18 protein-coding genes are annotated in these 17617 nt (G+C 45.1%); 8 read left to right on the top strand and 10 right to left on the bottom strand.

Annotation, left to right across the window (positions count from 1 at the left end; translation table 11 throughout):
• Positions 1-65 precede the first annotated feature (65 nt).
• The 10 genes from H7844_11055 to H7844_11010 all read right to left on the bottom strand — a co-directional run bounded on the left by H7844_11055 (position 66) and on the right by H7844_11010 (position 9737).
• A complete protein-coding gene (locus tag H7844_11055; GenBank protein MEO5357823.1) occupies positions 66-1055 on the bottom strand; it encodes a sigma 54-interacting transcriptional regulator in 990 nt (329 codons plus the stop codon).
• A 355-nt stretch (positions 1056-1410) separates the two neighbouring features.
• Positions 1411-1785 (bottom strand): hypothetical protein, encoded by a 375-nt coding sequence (locus tag H7844_11050; protein MEO5357822.1) that lies wholly within the window; start codon positions 1783-1785, stop codon positions 1411-1413.
• 128 nt (positions 1786-1913) lie between these two features.
• On the bottom strand, positions 1914-2999 hold the full coding sequence (locus H7844_11045) for a Xaa-Pro peptidase family protein (GenBank protein MEO5357821.1): 1086 nt from the start codon (positions 2997-2999) through the stop codon (positions 1914-1916).
• Positions 2977-4848, bottom strand: a complete 1872-nt coding sequence (locus H7844_11040) for a hypothetical protein (protein MEO5357820.1) — start codon at positions 4846-4848, stop codon at positions 2977-2979. The genes H7844_11045 and H7844_11040 overlap by 23 nt, the downstream gene beginning before the upstream one ends.
• Positions 4849-4850: 2 nt before the next feature.
• On the bottom strand, positions 4851-6080 hold the full coding sequence (gene coaBC / locus H7844_11035; protein ID MEO5357819.1) for a bifunctional phosphopantothenoylcysteine decarboxylase/phosphopantothenate--cysteine ligase CoaBC: 1230 nt from the start codon (positions 6078-6080) through the stop codon (positions 4851-4853).
• Complete coding sequence (locus tag H7844_11030; GenBank protein MEO5357818.1) at positions 6052-6459, bottom strand: DNA-directed RNA polymerase subunit omega; 408 nt, start codon at positions 6457-6459, stop codon at positions 6052-6054. Before H7844_11030 ends, coaBC begins: the two co-directional genes overlap by 29 nt.
• A gap of 18 nt (positions 6460-6477) precedes the next feature.
• Complete coding sequence (gene gmk / locus H7844_11025) at positions 6478-7101, bottom strand: guanylate kinase (GenBank protein MEO5357817.1); 624 nt, start codon at positions 7099-7101, stop codon at positions 6478-6480.
• A 17-nt stretch (positions 7102-7118) separates the two neighbouring features.
• Entirely contained in the window at positions 7119-7970 is an 852-nt protein-coding gene (locus H7844_11020; GenBank protein ID MEO5357816.1) for a YicC family protein, read from the bottom strand.
• Positions 7967-9235, bottom strand: a complete 1269-nt coding sequence (gene hisS, locus H7844_11015; protein ID MEO5357815.1) for a histidine--tRNA ligase — start codon at positions 9233-9235, stop codon at positions 7967-7969. The genes H7844_11020 and hisS overlap by 4 nt, the downstream gene beginning before the upstream one ends.
• Positions 9222-9737 (bottom strand): DivIVA domain-containing protein, encoded by a 516-nt coding sequence (locus H7844_11010; GenBank protein ID MEO5357814.1) that lies wholly within the window; start codon positions 9735-9737, stop codon positions 9222-9224. Before H7844_11010 ends, hisS begins: the two co-directional genes overlap by 14 nt.
• A gap of 449 nt (positions 9738-10186) precedes the next feature.
• Here H7844_11010 and H7844_11005 point away from each other — a divergent pair, with 449 nt between their 5' ends.
• The 8 genes from H7844_11005 to H7844_10970 all read left to right on the top strand — a co-directional run bounded on the left by H7844_11005 (position 10187) and on the right by H7844_10970 (position 17609).
• Positions 10187-11380 carry a nucleotide sugar dehydrogenase gene (locus H7844_11005; GenBank protein ID MEO5357813.1) on the top strand — a complete coding sequence of 398 codons (1194 nt, stop codon included), beginning with the start codon at positions 10187-10189 and terminating at the stop codon, positions 11378-11380.
• Between the two features lies 1 nt (position 11381).
• Positions 11382-12401, top strand: coding sequence for an NAD(P)-dependent oxidoreductase (locus H7844_11000; GenBank protein MEO5357812.1), 1020 nt, complete (start codon positions 11382-11384; stop codon positions 12399-12401).
• A gap of 22 nt (positions 12402-12423) precedes the next feature.
• Positions 12424-13119 carry a glycosyltransferase gene (locus H7844_10995; protein MEO5357811.1) on the top strand — a complete coding sequence of 232 codons (696 nt, stop codon included), beginning with the start codon at positions 12424-12426 and terminating at the stop codon, positions 13117-13119.
• Between the two features lie 341 nt (positions 13120-13460).
• A complete protein-coding gene (thrC, locus tag H7844_10990) occupies positions 13461-14699 on the top strand; it encodes a threonine synthase (GenBank protein MEO5357810.1) in 1239 nt (412 codons plus the stop codon).
• Positions 14700-14712: 13 nt separating this feature from the next.
• Positions 14713-15006 carry a MoaD/ThiS family protein gene (locus H7844_10985; GenBank protein ID MEO5357809.1) on the top strand — a complete coding sequence of 98 codons (294 nt, stop codon included), beginning with the start codon at positions 14713-14715 and terminating at the stop codon, positions 15004-15006.
• Positions 15007-15008: 2 nt separating this feature from the next.
• Entirely contained in the window at positions 15009-15245 is a 237-nt protein-coding gene (locus H7844_10980; protein ID MEO5357808.1) for an NIL domain-containing protein, read from the top strand.
• A gap of 15 nt (positions 15246-15260) precedes the next feature.
• A complete protein-coding gene (thrC, locus tag H7844_10975) occupies positions 15261-16361 on the top strand; it encodes a threonine synthase (GenBank protein MEO5357807.1) in 1101 nt (366 codons plus the stop codon).
• A gap of 27 nt (positions 16362-16388) precedes the next feature.
• Complete coding sequence (locus H7844_10970) at positions 16389-17609, top strand: cofactor-independent phosphoglycerate mutase (protein MEO5357806.1); 1221 nt, start codon at positions 16389-16391, stop codon at positions 17607-17609.
• The last annotated feature ends 8 nt before the right edge of the window (positions 17610-17617 follow it).

Here is a 17617-nt window from a genome sequence, read left to right as displayed (position 1 = left end):
TCTGTTGCCCTCCTTGTTGGTCATGGCTACTATTTTAACCAATGAGGCTATCTTTCATGTTTCTATCATAGTATCTCATAAGTGGCCACAACCCCGGAAATTATATCTTTAAGCCTATGCGGTCCGTCCTGTGGCAGTGTATATGGCTGTTTTAAAAAGATGATATGCTCAGTGGTAATCATATTGGGAGCAGCTTTGAGAGCGGCGTTTTTGGCAACGCTCTTTAGCTCTGTGATGTTGCCAGGCCATGTGTGGTTATCAAGAGCTCTGTAGGCCTCATTGGAAACAACGGGAACGTCTATTTTAAGGTCCTTGCAAGTATCCGCTAAAAAGTGGTCAAACAACAGTTTAATGTCACCCTCTCTTTCTTTTAGCGTTGGAGCCGGCAGAAAGAAATCACCAAGGCGATACAGCAGGTCCTCAAGTGTGGAATTACTGCTTATAACGCTTTTAATATCATTGTTAACTGACGTAACAAGGCGGACATTTAAACTTTCCGGTTTATCGCCGCCAACAGGCATGTACTTGTGGCTATCCACGGCGGTAAGGAGTTTTTCCAGCAGCCAGTGGGGCAGATTTAAGATGTCGTTAACAAACAGGGTTCCGTTGTTTACCTGACTCAAAAGGCCTGCTTTTGCAGTCTCATTTTCATATTGAACATGCCCGAATAAAAAGATTTCCATATCAGACGGTGCTATTGCCCTTGTGTTAAACTCTGCAAAAGCGCTGTCTGTACGTTCACTCAGCTGATGCACCATCATTGCCATCAGAGTCTTACCACAGCCGGCAAGGCCATGGATTAATACCTTGTAGCCGGTTTTTGCAACAGATTTTAAGTCATTAAAAATAGAAATCATTTTGTCGTTGCGTGTAAGGAATGCTAAAGAGCTGTAGTTAAGCTGATAAGATACAACCTCTCCATATGTCTTCTGCTTTAAGCTTAACTTTGAGGGAGATTCTGAAACTGATTGGTTATACTGTCCTTCTGTGGATTTTTTCCTGCCTCTTTTTGATTTTGCCGGGTTTAACTCATTAGTTTTCTCTTTCTTGTCCATAAACGAACAAAGCTCCATTTTAGTTAGATTTTTTAAAACATTGACAGATAATATCCCTTTTCTAATACATACATTGTTTTTTTAAGCAACGGCACCTCGTAAAATGTCACTTTACATTGCCTTTGTAATATATCACAAAAAACTTAGTAAAGCAATACATGCAACCCGAAATCCGATATTGAAAATCCGGTACACAGCTCTATCGCTAATACCAAGTAGCAGTCGGAAGTAAACACAGGCGGCTGGGAGAAAGCGACGCTTCCCCGGATTCCCCTTTGGGGAGACGCCCAGGGGCTTTTGACGAAGCCAACGAAGTTAGACGATTGAATGCAACTTGGTATAACGCTTCAGAATATCAATGTGAAAGAAGCCTTACTATTGCAGCTATCACTGCAGCCTGGGCTACCAGCATGGCTGCTACCCATTTAATTACATCAGTTATGCGGTCATTTATTTTCTCAACGTCATATTTTAATTCACTGACATTGGTTTTAAGTGATGCGATTTCACCTGAAAGCTTCTCATCAAGCTTTGCTATTTCGCCTGAAAACTTCTCATCAAGCCTCGCTATTTCGCTGGTAAGCCTTGTTTCCACTAACAACAAACCAGCCTCAGTAGCCAAACCTTTTTTAGACTCTATATCTATTTTGTTGATAACTTCAATAAAGGCATCGGTTCCGTCATCGCCTAATTTCTCTCTTAACGGTCTTGGTATTGTTATTACTGTCATAATTTCAGGATACCATAAAAATAAAATATTTGCAACACGCCGCACCCTTTATACCAATAAAGCCCGTCTTCTACGTTGATTGTTTATAACTGTTTTGCCGATTTCCCGCAATACTTTATTCATTAACACTACAATATTTCAAGTTCTCTCGGTAGTGTAGTTAATGTTTTACCATTATTTGCACCAACACATACCATGTCCTCGATTCTAACGCCGCCCAGGCCGCTTATGTATATCCCCGGCTCTATCGTAAAGACCATCCCCTGCCGTAAGTTAGTCTCAATACCGTAGCTTCTGATGTAGGGGGCCTCATGGACGTCAAGCCCTACACCGTGACCGGTTGAATGCCCAAAGCAGCCGCCATATCCCGCTTTTCCAATAAAGTCCCTTGCTAAAGCATCTGTCTCAGCGGCAGTCATGCCCGGAGCTACTCCGTTTCGGCCCGCCTCATTTGCCCCATGTACCGTCTCATATATTTCACACTTCTTTGATATATCCCCGCCTCTTAATAAAAAAGTCCTCGTCATATCCGAACAATACCCCTCACACTCACCTCCCCAGTCTATCAGCACTAAATCCCCCGCCTCCAGTGTTTTATCCGTGGGTTTAGCATGTACTACCGCTGAGTTGGCACCCGAGGCCACTATCGTGTCAAAGGGCAATTTACGGACTCCGGCTTTTTTCAGATTCTCCTCAAGCCTCAGTGCGATTTCACGCTCAGAAACCCCAACCCTTATGTACGGCCGCACCTCTTTAAAGGCACACTCCGCTCTCTCTATAGCCCTGGCAATTAAGTCCACCTCTGATTCATCCTTTTGTACACGCAGCTCCTCCACCACATCCTGCATCGGGCTGACCTCACAGTCCTTCTTAAACTGCCGATATTGCCTGAACGTGGCCATATCCTCAAAGAAAAAATCCTGTAACCCTAACTTTTCCTTCATAAAACCGGTTATGAAGTTGATACTGTCGTTTTCGGTTATTATAACTTCTGCACCCGACACCTCAGCCTCGCTTTGCTCTTTATACCGGAAATCTGTAAAAAAGAAATCCCCCTGCCGGCTTATCAGCAAAAAACCACTTGAGCCGCTAAAACCCGTAAGATACCGGATGTTTGCAAGAGTAACCACAAGGAGAGCTCCAACATTGCGCTGCCGCAGTGTTTCCTTTAACCGCCCTATGCGCCCTGCATTAGCTGTAAGCAGGTCCGACACTTACCCCCCTCATTTTTTCCTTTAAACGGCCTTTCAAAAAATCAAGCTTTCTGATTAATGCGTTTTCATCTTTATCCAACAACCTGGCGGATGTCCGTAAATTGTCCAGATTCTGCTTTATTTCAGTATTGTTGGGAAACCTTTCGTGCAGTTGATTATATGCCTTTATCGCTGAGAGAAACCTCTCGGTAAGTATATAGTTTTCTATCATTTCGATTTCATCTTTAATCAGAAGCTCCTGCTCCTGAGCTGACATGTCTTCCATGCCAACCAGGCTGTGCTGCTCCACAGTGTCGGAAATCTTATCAATCTCTCCACCTCCGTATATGCCTGCCGCCGCTATGAGCTCTGTTATGTCTGAACTAAAACCAGCAGTGCCGCCGGCATTTTCACTATCCGGCCCGTCCAGGATAAGTTCCTTCATATCTGAATCAAAATCATAAGCAATATCTGCTTGCTCATCACCAGGTATGTCTGAGATAAGGGCTTTCATTTCCGAGTCCGAGATGATGGTAATATCCGGGCTTTCAAGGTCTGAGGCATCCGGCTTTGCAGGGTGCACGGAACTATCCCTGATAATGTTGACACCCGGACTAATCTGCAACAAATCGGCAACGTCAGAGTCGCTTAACTCAGCTTCATCCCCAGAAATATAGTCATCCTCGGTCAGCTCTATAATGTCATTTTTACCTTCTGAGTGCAAGCCGGCTGAGACGTCTTTCACAGCATCTGCACTGTCAACATCCCCCAGATATACAAGCGGTTGGAGACCATAGCCGTTAACAATGCCGGCAACAGACGGTTCTGCAAAAGGATCCCACAATTGTCTTTCCTGTTCATCTTGTAGTAGATTGGATTGTGCACTATCTTTTGCAATTATTGTCTCGGTATCTTCTTCCTCTTCTGAAACAGGCTCATTTGGGCTTAAAATAAAGCTGCCGTCATCAATAAAATCCCCTGCTGCATTTGCTGTTGTATCATCTGTAGAATCCCAGCGGTGTTCACTTAACTGTATTTCATCGCCTGAATCACTTAAGAGCTCCTCAGTAATATCATCTAATACCATTTCCGGCTCTGTTGGGGCAATATCCGGCGTTACATCCCCCTCAAGTGATGCCGCTATCATTTCCTCTATATCCTCAAGTTTTTCAGTATGCTCAATTTCATCGCCTGAATCACTTAAGAGCTCCTCTGTAATATCATCTAATACCACTTCCGGCTCTGTTGGGGCAATGTCGGCAAGGACTTCTGCCGCAATAGCCGCAGTTGCCGTATCGTCCATTTCGTTATATTTTTCAATGTGCTGTGCTTCCGTGCCGAAATCTGACAGTTCATCAGGCTGGTTTTGCTCTGAAAGCGTCTCCGGTGTCTCATCATCACTAATTAATGCCTCAAGCTCGGCATCACTTAACGGTTCGGTATCAGTTTGCAAGGACGCCGGCTTATCATTCCCGGTGAGAGCCTTGATTGACTCTGTAGCTACGGTGTCACCGGGATTTAGGATAAGAACCATTTTATGAGACATTATGGCTTTGCCGATTTGCCCTGTTTGTTCGTAAAGGGTGGCAAGTTTTCGTTGGGAGAGGATGTTATTTGGTATTACATTTATTACCCTTTCAAACTCCTCTATGGCACTTTCAGTGTATCCGTTTTCCATATATATTTTGCCAAGGCTTACGTGTGCACTCATATAGTCAGGATGTTTTTTTACGCAGTACTTCAGAATTGTAACAGCCTCAGCCATATCATATTTTTTAAATTCCTCGGCAAGGGGAACAAGGAGCTTGTAATCGTCTCCCATAAATATCTTTTCCTTTTTTTTAAGAAGATGTCTTTCTATTTTGCCCATTTTTAAGGATTCCTGTTATTGAGTATAGCGTCAAGAATTTTTTCTGCACATTGTTCTTTTTTCATCTTTGGATAGTTAAGAATCCGCTCCTCCGTCACTATGGAGATAATGTTGGTGTCAACATCAAAGCCGGCGCCCTCCTCGGTAACATCATTAAAAACGATGAGGTCTATTCCTTTTTTAATGAGTTTCTCTTTGGCCCTTTGCACGTTTGCACCGGTCTCTGCAGCAAATCCCGCAATAAACGGCGTTTTCCCACCCTCTGCAGACACAACACGTTCTGAAGCGATTTTTGCCAGGATATCATCGGTTTTGGTAAGGGTTAAAGTAAATCCGTCTTGTCTGCTTATTTTCCCAGAGCTAAATGTATCCGGCTTAAAATCGGAAACGGCGGCGGCTTTTACCACTATGTGGGCGTTTTTATACTCAGCAAGCACTGCTGTTTCCATCTCATGGGAGGTTTCCACATTAATAACCCTCCCTGCAGTAAAAGGGGGAAGTGAAACAGGGCCGCTGATTAATGTCACCACAGCGCCACGCATTGCCGCCTCATATGCCAAAGCATAGCCCATTTTACCCGATGACCGGTTAGTTATAAATCTTACAGGGTCTATATACTCTCTGGTGGGGCCGGCTGTAACCAGCACCCTCATTCCCGTCATATCTTTTGGGCGGGAGAGCTGACTCATAACAATTGATACGATAGTATCTATATCGGCCATTTTGCCCACACCGGTATCGCCGCAAGCAAGTGAGCCGCTCATAGGCGGTATCTCAATAACTCCCGTGCTTTTTAGAAACTCCAGCCGACGCTTGAATATCGGGTTTTCATACATTTTTGAGTTCATTGCAGGGGCTATGGCACTGTGCCCGCTGTAGGCCGTAAACATAGTACTAAGGAGGTTGTCGGCAAGCGGCAGGGCATACTTGGTTATGGTGTTTAAAGAGGCGGGAGCAGTTAAAAAAAAAGCGGCATCCCTGCAAAGCTCTATGTGTGACATAGGCTCTGCAAAGGTATCACAAAGAACCGGATTTCCGGAGACAACCTCAAGGCTAAGAGGTGAGACAAAACGCGCCGCCGACTCTGTCAGCACAACACGTACACCTATTGAGGCAGCCTTAAAGGCACGCACAAGCTCCGGCGCCTTATACGCCGCAATACTACCCGTTACGCCTAAGATAATATAGCGGCTCTCTGCACTATTACTCGTCCTCGTATGGCCTATCCCCATCTGAAAACAAGCTCTCTATATCTACTGAAGGCACCTTGCCGATCTCCTCCTTTTCCGTAAGGTAGAACTTGAGGTCTTTTTCGAGTTCCGACAGGTCCTCCTGCTCGGTCTCCCTGCGCTTTTCCTCAAGGAAGCGTTTATAATCAAGCCGTTTGGCTTCCTCATTTGCCTGCTTAGCCTCATCACCCGTTATGAACTCAAGTATGTAGTGCAGAGACTCCTCAAGAGCTATCGTGGTTATTCGTTTGGCTTTGGTTGATATTCGGGGTTTACCCTTGTGGGACAATTCCTTTGCTCTCTGCGCTACAATATTGACAAGCCTGAAGCGCCCGTCTATCTTAGAATCATCAAGCTCAATGGGTAATGATATTAAGTCCATACTTATCTCTCCTCCTCTTTAATGTATGCCAAAATTGTTTTCAAGCCATTGGTAGTCAAGGCCGTCAGCCCTTAGACGGTTTGATATTATTACCGATTTCAGTTGACTTAAAGTCAGGTCAAAAACATCATTTACAATAACATAATCATAAAAAACGCATTCCTTTATCTCCTCCCTTGCCACACGGAGCCTTCTGAGGATATCCTCCTCGGAGTCCTTATTTCTTCCCCGCAGCCGCTTCTCAAGGATTTCCAGAGAGGGCGGTAAGATGAAGATAAAAACGGCGTCTATGTGTTTGGCCTTAATCTGTCTTACACCCTGAGTGTCTATATCAAGCAGTACATCGCAGCCGGTGGAGAGTATATCGTCTATTCTTTTTATAGAAGTGCCGTAGTAGTTGCCAAAGACCTCCGCCCACTCTATAAACATCCCCGCGGCAAGCATGTTTTTAAATTCATCCACTGTTGTAAACGTATAATCTGTGTCTTGTACCTCACCTGCCCTGGGTTTACGGGTTGTGAAGGATACGGATTCCTTTAGCTCCGCCACTTGGCTTAACAATGATGAACACAGCGTGGTCTTTCCTGTCCCCGACGGCGCAGAGAGTATATAAAGCCGTCCTTTATTTGCTTTTGGTCGCATTACCCGCCTGCCGGATTTTATTCAATGTTCTGAACCTGCTCACGAAGTTTTTCTATCTCCAGTTTCAGAGCCACCGCCTGTGCTCCTATGTCATAGTGCCCCGCCTTTGAGGATATCGTATTAGCCTCCCTGCTCAGTTCCTGTAATATAAAATCAAGTCCTTTACCTATTTTATCATTATTTAACAGAGTTTTGTTAAATTGTTTCAGATGGCTTTCCACACGCTCAATCTCCTCCGAAATGTCCATCTTGTCCGAGATGATTGCAACCTCCTGAAGCAACCGGTTTTCATCTATTGCCGAGCCCTTTAGCAGCTCATTGAGTTTGATACGAAGTTTTTCAAAAACCGCCGGCATAGCGGCCCCCTGACACTGTCTGATTTCTCTGATTGTTCTTTCCAGAATATTAAGGCGGCTTTGGACAATATTAAACAGGTATTGTCCCTCCCGGCCTCTCATATCCATAAGGCCGGAGAGTGCCTCACGGAAGGTCTCTTCCAAAGTATCCTCCTGCGGGTCCTCATCTTCCTTTATCACGGAATCTTTAAAAGACAGCACCGTGGCAATGTCAACATCACCGCTGAGTTTAAACTCTTCCCGCAGCTCATTTAACATATTCACAAGAGCACCGACAAACTCCCTGTTAACCATTATCCTTGTGCCTGAAGCCTGTACAGATGTGCTGATATAGACATCAACACGTCCACGGCTTAAGTGTTCTTTAAGAATGTTTCTTAACTTTATTTCATGTTTAAGCATAGTGGCCGGAGCTTTTATAGAAATATCAAGATAACGGTGATTGACCGAGCGGATTTCCACTTTAAGATTATCCCTCTGGGCGCAGCCGTAGCCGGTCATGCTGTGTATCACAACCGCTCTCCACCGTCACTGTTTGCAAAAGCAATAAGAGCCTCTGTATCATTAATGAGGATTTCTCTCTGAAAGGCGTCCGAGAGTCTTTTACACAGAACCCGTGATGTTTTTAGTTCATTGTCTCCAATGATAGCTACACAAGAGGCATGTAACTTATCGGCTTTTTTAAGATGGCTTTTTAGGGAAAGGGCACCGTCTCCCATCTCTGTGGGAGTTGCCCTTTGGCGTAAGGATTGGCAGAGTACTAAGGCTCTTGTCTGAGCCTCCTTACCCAGCGGGGCAATATAAAAAACCGGACCGGGGTGTTTTTCAGTTACTCCCAGAAGTGAAACAAGCCGTTCCATTCCGATAGCAAAACCCACGGCGGCAGTTGCCGGCCCGCCAAAGTCGGCAACAAGGTTATCATAACGTCCTCCGGCGGCAACCGCTTTCTGAGCGCCCAGGTGCTCGGCGGTTATTTCAAATGCCGTCCTGTTGTAGTAATCCAGCCCCCGCACTATATGGGGGTTTTCCTTATAATCTATATCCATTGCACTAAGCAGCTCTTTAAAGCTTTCGTGGTGGGTCTTGCAATCACTGCACAGGAAGTCGAAAATTACAGGGGCGCCGGCTCTTTGCCCTACACAGCGCTCCACCTTACAGTCAAGCAGTCTCAGTGGGTTTTTTACTATGCGTACCTTGCAGTCATCGCAGAGCATTTCTTTTTCGGAAAAAAACTCAACTATCGCATCCCTGTAAGCAACCCTGCAGCCGGCACATCCGATGGAGTTAATTTCTATTGTGAGGCCGGTTAAGTTTAATTTCTTAAGAATCATGTGTGCCATTGCAACAACCTCGGCATCCATAAGCGGGCCGGAGCTGCCCATAGCCTCAACGCCGATTTGGTAAAACTGCCTGAGCCGTCCCTTTTGAGGCCGCTCATACCGAAACATCGGGCCGTAGTAGTAAAACTTTTGGGGCGGCGGTAAAAGATGCAGGTTGTTTTCAACAAAGCTGCGCACCACCGAGGCAGTGCCCTCAGGGCGCAGGGTTATGCTTCTATCCCCCTTATCGGTAAAGGTGTACATCTCCTTTCCGACAATATCCGTAGTTTCACCAATTGAGCGGATGAACAATTCTGTGTGTTCAATAATGGGTATCTTTATCTCAGTAAACCCAAATAATCTGAAAACCTCCTTTGAGGTTTCCTCAATCCTGTTCCATGTATATATTTCAGGGGGAAGGACGTCTGAGACGCCTTTAAGGGTGCTAAGTTTCGTCACTGTCCTGCCCGAAACTTTGCCGGCGGCTTTCGTCCCACTCCTCGCTCTCTCCCTCACGCTCTTTGTCAAACTCGATTTCTCTCATTATTTTCTCGGACAGCCGGCGGATTTCCTCTTTAAAGTGCCGGCGTATTCCTTTTAAGTCAACAATGTCTTCATGGATTTTAACTACCCGCTCCTGCGCCCTTTTTATTATTTCATCAGCCTTAAGCTCTGCCTCACGGGTTATCAGTTCAGCCTCTTTCCTTGCGTTACTCTTATAAGCCTCTATCATCTGCTGAGCCGTTATGAGGGTTTCCCTCAGTGTTGACTCCATGTTCTTATGTTCTTTAAGCTGGCCCTCTATTATGTGGATTTGTTCCTTTAAAGAGGTATTTTCTCTCAGCAGCTCTTCCATCTCCTCACGCAACACTTCTAAAAAAGCATACACTTCTTCCACATCAAATCCTCTGAATTTGACAGGAAATTGTTTCTGCTGAATATCCAGTGGTGTTATCCTCATCTATCTCTCCTTATGTTTAAGGCTGTACTTTTATAATTATAACAAATAATCGCCCAATCAGTTAAGACTTTTTTAACAGAGCCCTAATATTATATCATTATTATTGTAATGTTTCACCAAATTATGTTTAAGAAGAAAAATTTTTTAGTTGCAAGTGTTATTGATTGTTCATTTTTTAATGTTTTGTTTCCTTTCCGTTTTGTGTGGGTAAGAAAATTAATAAAAGGGTTTAAGATTCATTTTATTTTATACCAAGTTGTAGTCAGAAGTATAACGAGGCGGCAAGGAACAAGCGACGCAGGCGTACTGTTTCGTACGTTGCGGGCTACAGGATTTTCGATATCGGATTTCGGGCCACAATTCGTTATTGATTTTAATAAATTGTTTTGGTACAATATGCAGCTAAAGGTTGCCGGAGTATGGAAGCCGATTTTAAGGAGAGACCAGCCATGGATTATACATATGATCTCTGTATAGTGGGAGGCTTAGGGCACATAGGGCTGCCTATGGGAATTACTATGGCAAAAGCGGGTAAAACCGTTTTGTTGATTGATATAAACCCTGAGGCAATTAAGGCGGTCTCCACCGGCATTGTGCCGTTTATGGAATTAGGTGCTGAGGATTCCCTTAAAGAGGTTCTGAATAAAACTCTTTTTATCTCTGACAGCACCGGCGACATCAAGCTTTGCAGATTTATTATTATTGTGATAGGCACTCCGGTTGATGAGCATCTGAACCCGCAATTTACGATTTTCAAAAAGCTGTTCTTAAACTTAATGGAAAATATAACAGATACTCACCACATAGTACTAAGAAGCACAGTGTATCCCGGCACTACCGAAAGAATCAGGGATTTCTTGTTATCACAGGGCAAGCGGGTCTCTTTGACCTTCTGTCCGGAAAGAATAGCCGAGGGTAAGGCTATGGAGGAGTTAAAGAGCCTTCCTCAGATAATAGGAGCTTTTGACGATAAATCGTTTAATGAAGCACGGGAGCTTTTCGGAGTCCTTACTGAAGACATTTTGCGGTTAACCCCCCTTGAGGCGGAGATGACAAAACTTTTCACAAATGTATGGCGTTACATTCTTTTTTCCATTTCAAACCAGTTTTACCAGATTGCGACACAAAATGATGTTGATTTCTATAAAGTGTATAATGCGGCAGTGCACCATTATCCGAGAATGGCCGGATTTGCAAAGGCCGGATTTGCGGCAGGCCCGTGTCTTTTTAAAGACACTATGCAGTTGGCCGCCTTTAGCAACAATAACTTCTTTCTGGGCCATGCCGCCATGCTTATTAACGAGGGGCTGCCCAATTTTATAGTACAACGCCTCAGGGACAGTTATAACCTCAAAGAAAAACGGGTAGGCATTCTTGGGATGGCCTTTAAGGGCGATATAGATGATGAGAGGGAGTCGCTTTCTTATAAGCTTAAGAAAATCCTTGAGTTTGAGGCTAAAGATGTACTCTGCACCGACCCCTACGTCAGTGATGAGAGACTTGTACCGTTAAATGAATGCATAGAGGCATCTGAAATACTAATACTCGGCGCCCCTCACAGCAACTACAGGGGGCTCTCCATAGACAAAACAAAGGTAGTTATAGACATTTGGAATTTCTTTGGAAAGGGAGGCTATTTCTGATATGAAGATACTAGTTACCGGCTCGGCAGGGTTTGTCGGAGGTTATTTGGTTGAGGAGCTGCTTAATCACGGACATGAGGTTACAGGGATAGATAATTATTCCAAATACGGCAGAGTTCAAAAGAGTTATGACAATAATCCCGCCTACCGGTTTGTAGAGGGTGATGTTAAAGATGTGGATTTAATGAAGGAGCTGGCCTCAGATTGCAATCAGGTGGTGGCAATAGCGGCAATAATCGGGGGCATCTCGATGTTTCACGAGCTTGCTTACGACCTGATAGCTGAAAACGAAAGAATCACGGCATCAACATTTGATGCCGCCCTGTGGGCATTTAAAAACAAGAAACTGCGTAAGATAAATGTCCTTTCCTCTTCAATGGTTTTTGAAAGTACCGGCACTTATCCAACCCCGGAGGGTGAGCAGTTGAAGTGTCCGCCACCGCTTTCCACGTACGGGTTTCAAAAACTTGCCTGTGAGTACTTTGCGAAAGGTGCACATGAGCAGTACGGTTTGCCCTACACAATAATAAGACCCTTTAATGCCGTGGGAATAGGTGAAAAAAGGGCAAAGGTGGAAAAAGAAATTCTTTCGGGAAATGTCCGGCTTGCTATGAGCCACGTTGTTCCTGATCTGGTACAAAAAGTATTAAAGGGACAGAACCCTCTTCATATACTGGGAAGCGGAAATCAAATTCGCCACTACACATATGCAGGCGACCTTGCCAGAGGAATCCGTATCTGTATAGAAAGTGAAAAATCCATAAACGATGACTTTAATATATCCACCGCAGAGTCAACCACGGTAATCGAGCTAGCCGAAATGATCTGGAATAAGATAAACGCCGGTATCCCGTTTAAATACATATCTGATGAGCCGTTTCAGTACGACGTGCAAAAACGTGTGCCAAATGTTGAAAAGGCAAAGCGCATTTTAGGATTTGAGGCGGCAACAACTCTGAGTGAGTCTCTCGATGAGGTGATTCCATGGATAGGTGAGCAGATAAAAATCGGCGGTATTTAAGACTGTTACATGAACTATTAAGATGCAAAAAAACAAGCTGGCTATAATAATACCGGTATTTAATGAGGCGGAAAATATATCAGGGACAGTTTCGGAGATTGAGCGTGAAGTTAAAACCCCCCATGTAATTTACATAGTTTATGACGATGAAAGTGACAACACACTTCCTGTGGTTAAAGAGCTGCTGAAGCAGGGAATGCCGCTTGAGTTGTTAAAGAACCCGAAAAAAGGAGCTTGTGAGGCAATCAAATGGGGATTAAAAACAGCGGGTGGTGACTACAAGCTTGTCACAATGGCGGATATGTCTGACGATTATAGTGATGTTGACGCTATGTGTAAGCTCATGGATGACGGCTATGATCTTGTCTGCGGCAGCAGGTACTGCAGGGGCGGCAAACAAATCGGGGGAGGCTTAATAAAGAAAACCATGTCACGCACCGCAGGGCTTACTCTGAAGATATTTTCGGGAATCCCTACGTATGACGCCACAAACAGTTTTAAGCTCTACCGAAGCGCCATGCTCGATACTTTTGAAATACATAGTGACGGAGGGTTTGAGATCGGGCTTGAGATAATATCAAAGGCACACGCCTCCGGATATAAAATAACCGAGGTTCCAACTACATGGAAGGACAGGGAAAAGGGCCGGTCAAGGTTTAAAATCATACAATGGCTGCCTAAATACCTGAAGTGGTACTATTACGCTCTCAGGCATTGACCTGAGAGTGTGTGCACTAAATAATATGTAATACCAAAACAAGTTGTTGAATTAATTTCTTCTATATCAGTCCCCTCCTGAATTCTGGAACTTGCAAATGGCTCAGACTAATAACAATAGTTTGAAAAGAATTTTTCAGGAAATACAAAAAAAAGATAAATAATTGGTGCAAGGTTTACAAAATATTTTCAAATATTATAATATTTCAGAGTGTGGACGTTAGTTTCCCCGCAATAAGCTCTCAACACGGGCGGGCTGTGCAGGCGGCAGAGGCAGTGCATGTGCACGGCGTGTAAGCATAAGACGGCACCGTGGGCCGGAGCGGTAGAGGAGGTCGGTAGATGGGATATGTTTCGGGGTTAAAATGCCGTGAGTGCGGAAGGGAATATCAGATAGACCCCATATACGTCTGTGAGTTTTGCTTTGGGCCTCTTGAGGCTGTTTACGATTATAAGAAAATAAAAAAAGTACTTGACCGTAAAAAAATACTGCAAAGACCTGCAAACCTATGGCGATACAGAGAGCTTCTGCCCATAGATGGAGACCCGCAGGTCGGGCTTGATTCCGGCTTCACCCCCCTTGTTGAGGCGAGGAATCTGGGTAAGGCACTGGGTATTAAATCCCTTTATATAAAAGATGACACGGTAGTACATCCAACGCTTTCTTTTAAAGACAGAGTCGTAGCCGTGGCTCTGACAAAAGCGAAGGAATTTGGTTTTGACACAGTTGCCTGTGCCTCAACAGGTAACCTTGCCCATTCGGTTTCAGCCCATGGCGCAAAGGCCGGATTTAAACGTTTTATATTCATCCCTGCCTCACTTGAGGCAAGTAAGATTGTCGCCTCACTCGTTTATGAACCTAATCTGGTGGCCGTTGACGGCAACTATGACGACGTTAACAGGCTTTGCAGCGAAATAGCCAATAAGTATAAATGGGCTTTCGTCAACATAAACATAAGGCCGTTTTATGCGGAAGGGTCTAAGACTCTGGGCTTTGAAATCATAGAGCAACTGGGATGGTGCGCTCCCGATAACGTGGTGGTGCCGTGTGCCAGCGGCTCTCTCTTAACAAAGGTATGGAAGAGCTTTAAGGAGTTTCACGAAATAGGAATACTGAAAAAACTGGAGACCCGTGTATTTGCAGCACAAGCCGAGGGTTGCAGCCCTATAGTTACAGCACTGAATAACCACACTGACGCTATCAGGCCGGTTAAACCCAACACTATAGCAAAGTCTTTAGCTATAGGTAATCCGGCTGACGGCTACTATGCCCTGAAGATAACGCAAGAGACACACGGAGGAGGAGCCGGTGTGACTGATCAGGAAATCATAGACGGCATTATGCTTTTAGCTAAAACCGAGGGTATCTTTGCCGAGACAGCCGGAGGTGTGACTGTGGCAGCCACAAAAAAACTCATTGAACAGGGTGTTATCGGGAAAAATGAAACCACCGTAATATGTGTAACAGGTAATGGGTTGAAAACCCAGGAGGCGTTAAACGGCCACATGGGTGAGCCCCATCACATAAAGCCAAATATGAATTCTTTTGAAGAAGTATTGAAAAAAATTCAAAAAACATAAATTAGGAGGTCGTATGGCTGTCAAAGTGAGAATACCCACCCCGCTTCAGAGGCTCACAGAGGGGAAAGAGGTTGTGGAAGCCTCAGCCGGCACTATTATTAGCATAGTAAAGGAACTTGATGCCACATATGCGGGGATAGCCGAGAGGATTTCCGAGGGCAGTAAGATTCGCCGCTTTGTTAACGTATATGTTAATGAGGAGGATATCCGGTTTCTGAGTGCCGAGGAGACTCCGGTTAAGGATGGTGATGAGGTCTCCATAGTGCCTGCAATAGCCGGAGGGTGCTGCCGCGGCCACGGAGCTTAACTATGAAAAGGCGTATAAAATTAACATTTCCCCCGGACCTTATAAAGGAGCCGATTGTTTTTACAGTAGCCAAACGCTTTGATATTACACCAAATATACGGAGGGCAAGGATTACCGAGACCGTGGGTGAAATGGTTCTTGAAATAGATGGTGCGGATGAGCTTATAGAGCAGGCGGTTGCCGCTCTGAGGGAAAAGGGTGTTGAGGTTGAGCTTGTGGAAGGAGACATTTTACAGTAAACTCACGGAGGATAAATGTCATTAGATGCAGACGGAGGTACTATGCCTGTAAAATCAACATGGAATGGACTAATTGAAAAATACAGGGAGTATCTGCCGGTTAGCGGGAAAACACCGGTTATCACACTTAATGAGGGAAACACTCCTCTAATACCGGCAAAAAACCTTTGTAAGAAAATAGGCCTTGAGGCTGATTTGTACTTTAAGTTTGACGGCCTTAATCCAACAGGTTCTTTTAAGGACAGGGGTATGACCGTTGCAATATCCAAAGCCGTGGAAGAGGGCTGCCGTGCCGTCATATGTGCTTCAACGGGCAACACATCCGCCTCCGCCGCAGCCTTTGCAGCAAGGGCAGGCATTAGTGCCATAGTGATTATCCCCGAGGGGAAAATAGCTATGGGCAAACTTGCTCAGGCTATTATTCACGGCTCCGTTGTGCTTCAGATTAAGGGAAACTTTGACGATGCACTCACTATAGTTAAAGACGTGGTTACAAAGTATCCTATAACGCTGGTTAATTCCATAAATCCGTACAGGCTGGAGGGCCAAAAAACTGCGGCTTTTGAGGTTTGCGACCAGATGTCGACAGCCCCCATGTATCACATCTTACCGGTAGGTAATGCAGGCAACATTACCGCCTACTGGAGAGGGTATAAGGAGTATAAAGCATCCGGCAAGATTAATTCTCTGCCCAGGATGATAGGGTTTCAGGCGGCAGGCGCCGCCCCTATAGTGCTGGGTAAGCCCATAGCAAAGCCGGAGACTCTGGCCTCAGCAATAAGGATTGGCAATCCGGCCAGTTGGCGGTATGCAATAGAGGCAAGGGACGAATCAGGCGGTCTCATTGACTCCGTCACGGATGAGGAAATACTGGAGGCATATGCGCTTGTGGCCAAAACAGAGGGAGTGTTCTGTGAACCAGCCTCCGCCGCAACCATTGCAGGAGTTATGAAACTAACCAGAGCAGGGTACTTTGAGCAGGGAGCATCCATCGTCTGCACTCTTACGGGAAACGGTCTTAAAGACCCGGATTCGGTATTTAAAGTGGCAAAAGACCCCCTCAAGGTGTGGTCTGATATGGCCTCTGTTGAGGAATATATTGAAAAGCTGTTATAGAGTTTTAACTTTGGAAATTATATCAATATGAAATATATAGTGCTGATAGGAGACGGGATGGCCGACAGGCCGATAGATTCCCTTGGTGGGCTTACGCCGCTTATGAAAGCGCATACGCCAAATATGGATATGCTTGCCGCAAGGGGTACGGTTGGCGGTGTTCAGACAGTGCCGGAGAGTCTGCCTCCAGGCTCTGATGTGGCTAATTTAAGTATTCTGGGTTATGACCCAAAACTCTACTACACGGGCAGGGCTCCGTTTGAGGCCCTCAGCATGGGCATTGACCTTGACCCGACCGATGTTGCCTACCGCTGTAATCTGGTTACATTAAAAACCGTAGAGGGGCAAATCATCATGGAAGACTACAGCTCCGGACACATAACAACTGAAGAGGGAAAGGCTCTCATTGGGGCGATGGCGGCATCCGTCACCTCTAAAGGGGATATCAAATTTTATCCAGGCATAAGCTACCGTCATCTTATGGTCTGGGAAAACGGACAAACTGACATTAACTGCACACCGCCTCATGATATAACCGGCAAACCGGTAGCAGATTTTTTGCCCTCAGGACAAAACGCCGATGTACTGCACAACCTTATGAATGCCTCGGTTGATATATTAAAGGCGCAAGAGGTAAATAAACGCAGAGTGGAAAACGGTAAAAGACCGGCCACAAGCATATGGCTTTGGGGGCAGGGAAAGCGTCCTGCCGTACCGCTTTTTAAGGAAAAATATAAACTAAACGGAGCGCTCATAAGCGCCGTTGACTTAACAAGAGGAATTGGTGTAGCAGCAGGTTTAAAAATAATCCAGGTGCCCGGTATAACCGGCTATCTGGATACCAATTATGAGGGCAAGGCCGCATACGGAGCTGAGGCTCTTAATGAGACCGACTTTGTTTATATCCACGTAGAGGCCCCGGATGAAGCAGGGCACACCGGGAATCTGGAAGATAAAATCCGTGCAATCGAGGATTTTGATAAATACATAGTTGGCGGTGTGTTGGATAAATTAAAAGACAAATTCGATTACAGGATATTAATAATGCCAGACCATGCAACCCCGATAAGCATAAAAACCCACAGCCGCGAGCCGGTGCCTTTTATTATTTATGACTCTACAAAGAAAATAGCCGGTCCGGTTAAAACCTACGATGAAAATATAACCACAACCCCGGGGACTATGTTTATATCCTCCGGGCACACGCTTATGGATTACTTTATCAACGGTTGTGTGTGCTACATTTAATGGAGGTA

Source organism: Nitrospirae bacterium YQR-1 (assembly GCA_039908095.1).
GTDB lineage: Bacteria > Nitrospirota > Thermodesulfovibrionia > Thermodesulfovibrionales > Magnetobacteriaceae > Magnetomonas.
The sequence above is the reverse complement of the archived record's forward strand: the minus strand, read 5'-3'. Positions and strand labels throughout refer to the sequence as shown.

Bases quoted from the DNA above. Each gene is read 5' to 3' on its own strand.
- H7844_11055 (MEO5357823.1), bottom strand. From the start codon at position 1,055: ATGGACAAGAAAGAGAAAACTAATGAGTTAAACCCGGCAAAATCAAAA.
- H7844_11050 (MEO5357822.1), bottom strand. From the start codon at position 1,785: ATGACAGTAATAACAATACCAAGACCGTTAAGAGAGAAATTAGGCGAT.
- H7844_11040 (MEO5357820.1), bottom strand. From the start codon at position 4,848: ATGGGCAAAATAGAAAGACATCTTCTTAAAAAAAAGGAAAAGATATTT.
- coaBC (MEO5357819.1), bottom strand. From the start codon at position 6,080: ATGGGGATAGGCCATACGAGGACGAGTAATAGTGCAGAGAGCCGCTAT.
- H7844_11030 (MEO5357818.1), bottom strand. From the start codon at position 6,459: ATGGACTTAATATCATTACCCATTGAGCTTGATGATTCTAAGATAGAC.
- gmk (MEO5357817.1), bottom strand. From the start codon at position 7,101: ATGCGACCAAAAGCAAATAAAGGACGGCTTTATATACTCTCTGCGCCG.
- H7844_11010 (MEO5357814.1), bottom strand. From the start codon at position 9,737: ATGAGGATAACACCACTGGATATTCAGCAGAAACAATTTCCTGTCAAA.
- H7844_11005 (MEO5357813.1), top strand. From the start codon at position 10,187: ATGGATTATACATATGATCTCTGTATAGTGGGAGGCTTAGGGCACATA.
- H7844_11000 (MEO5357812.1), top strand. From the start codon at position 11,382: ATGAAGATACTAGTTACCGGCTCGGCAGGGTTTGTCGGAGGTTATTTG.
- H7844_10995 (MEO5357811.1), top strand. From the start codon at position 12,424: ATGCAAAAAAACAAGCTGGCTATAATAATACCGGTATTTAATGAGGCG.
- thrC (MEO5357810.1), top strand. From the start codon at position 13,461: ATGGGATATGTTTCGGGGTTAAAATGCCGTGAGTGCGGAAGGGAATAT.
- H7844_10985 (MEO5357809.1), top strand. From the start codon at position 14,713: ATGGCTGTCAAAGTGAGAATACCCACCCCGCTTCAGAGGCTCACAGAG.
- H7844_10980 (MEO5357808.1), top strand. From the start codon at position 15,009: ATGAAAAGGCGTATAAAATTAACATTTCCCCCGGACCTTATAAAGGAG.
- thrC (MEO5357807.1), top strand. From the start codon at position 15,261: ATGTCATTAGATGCAGACGGAGGTACTATGCCTGTAAAATCAACATGG.
- H7844_10970 (MEO5357806.1), top strand. From the start codon at position 16,389: ATGAAATATATAGTGCTGATAGGAGACGGGATGGCCGACAGGCCGATA.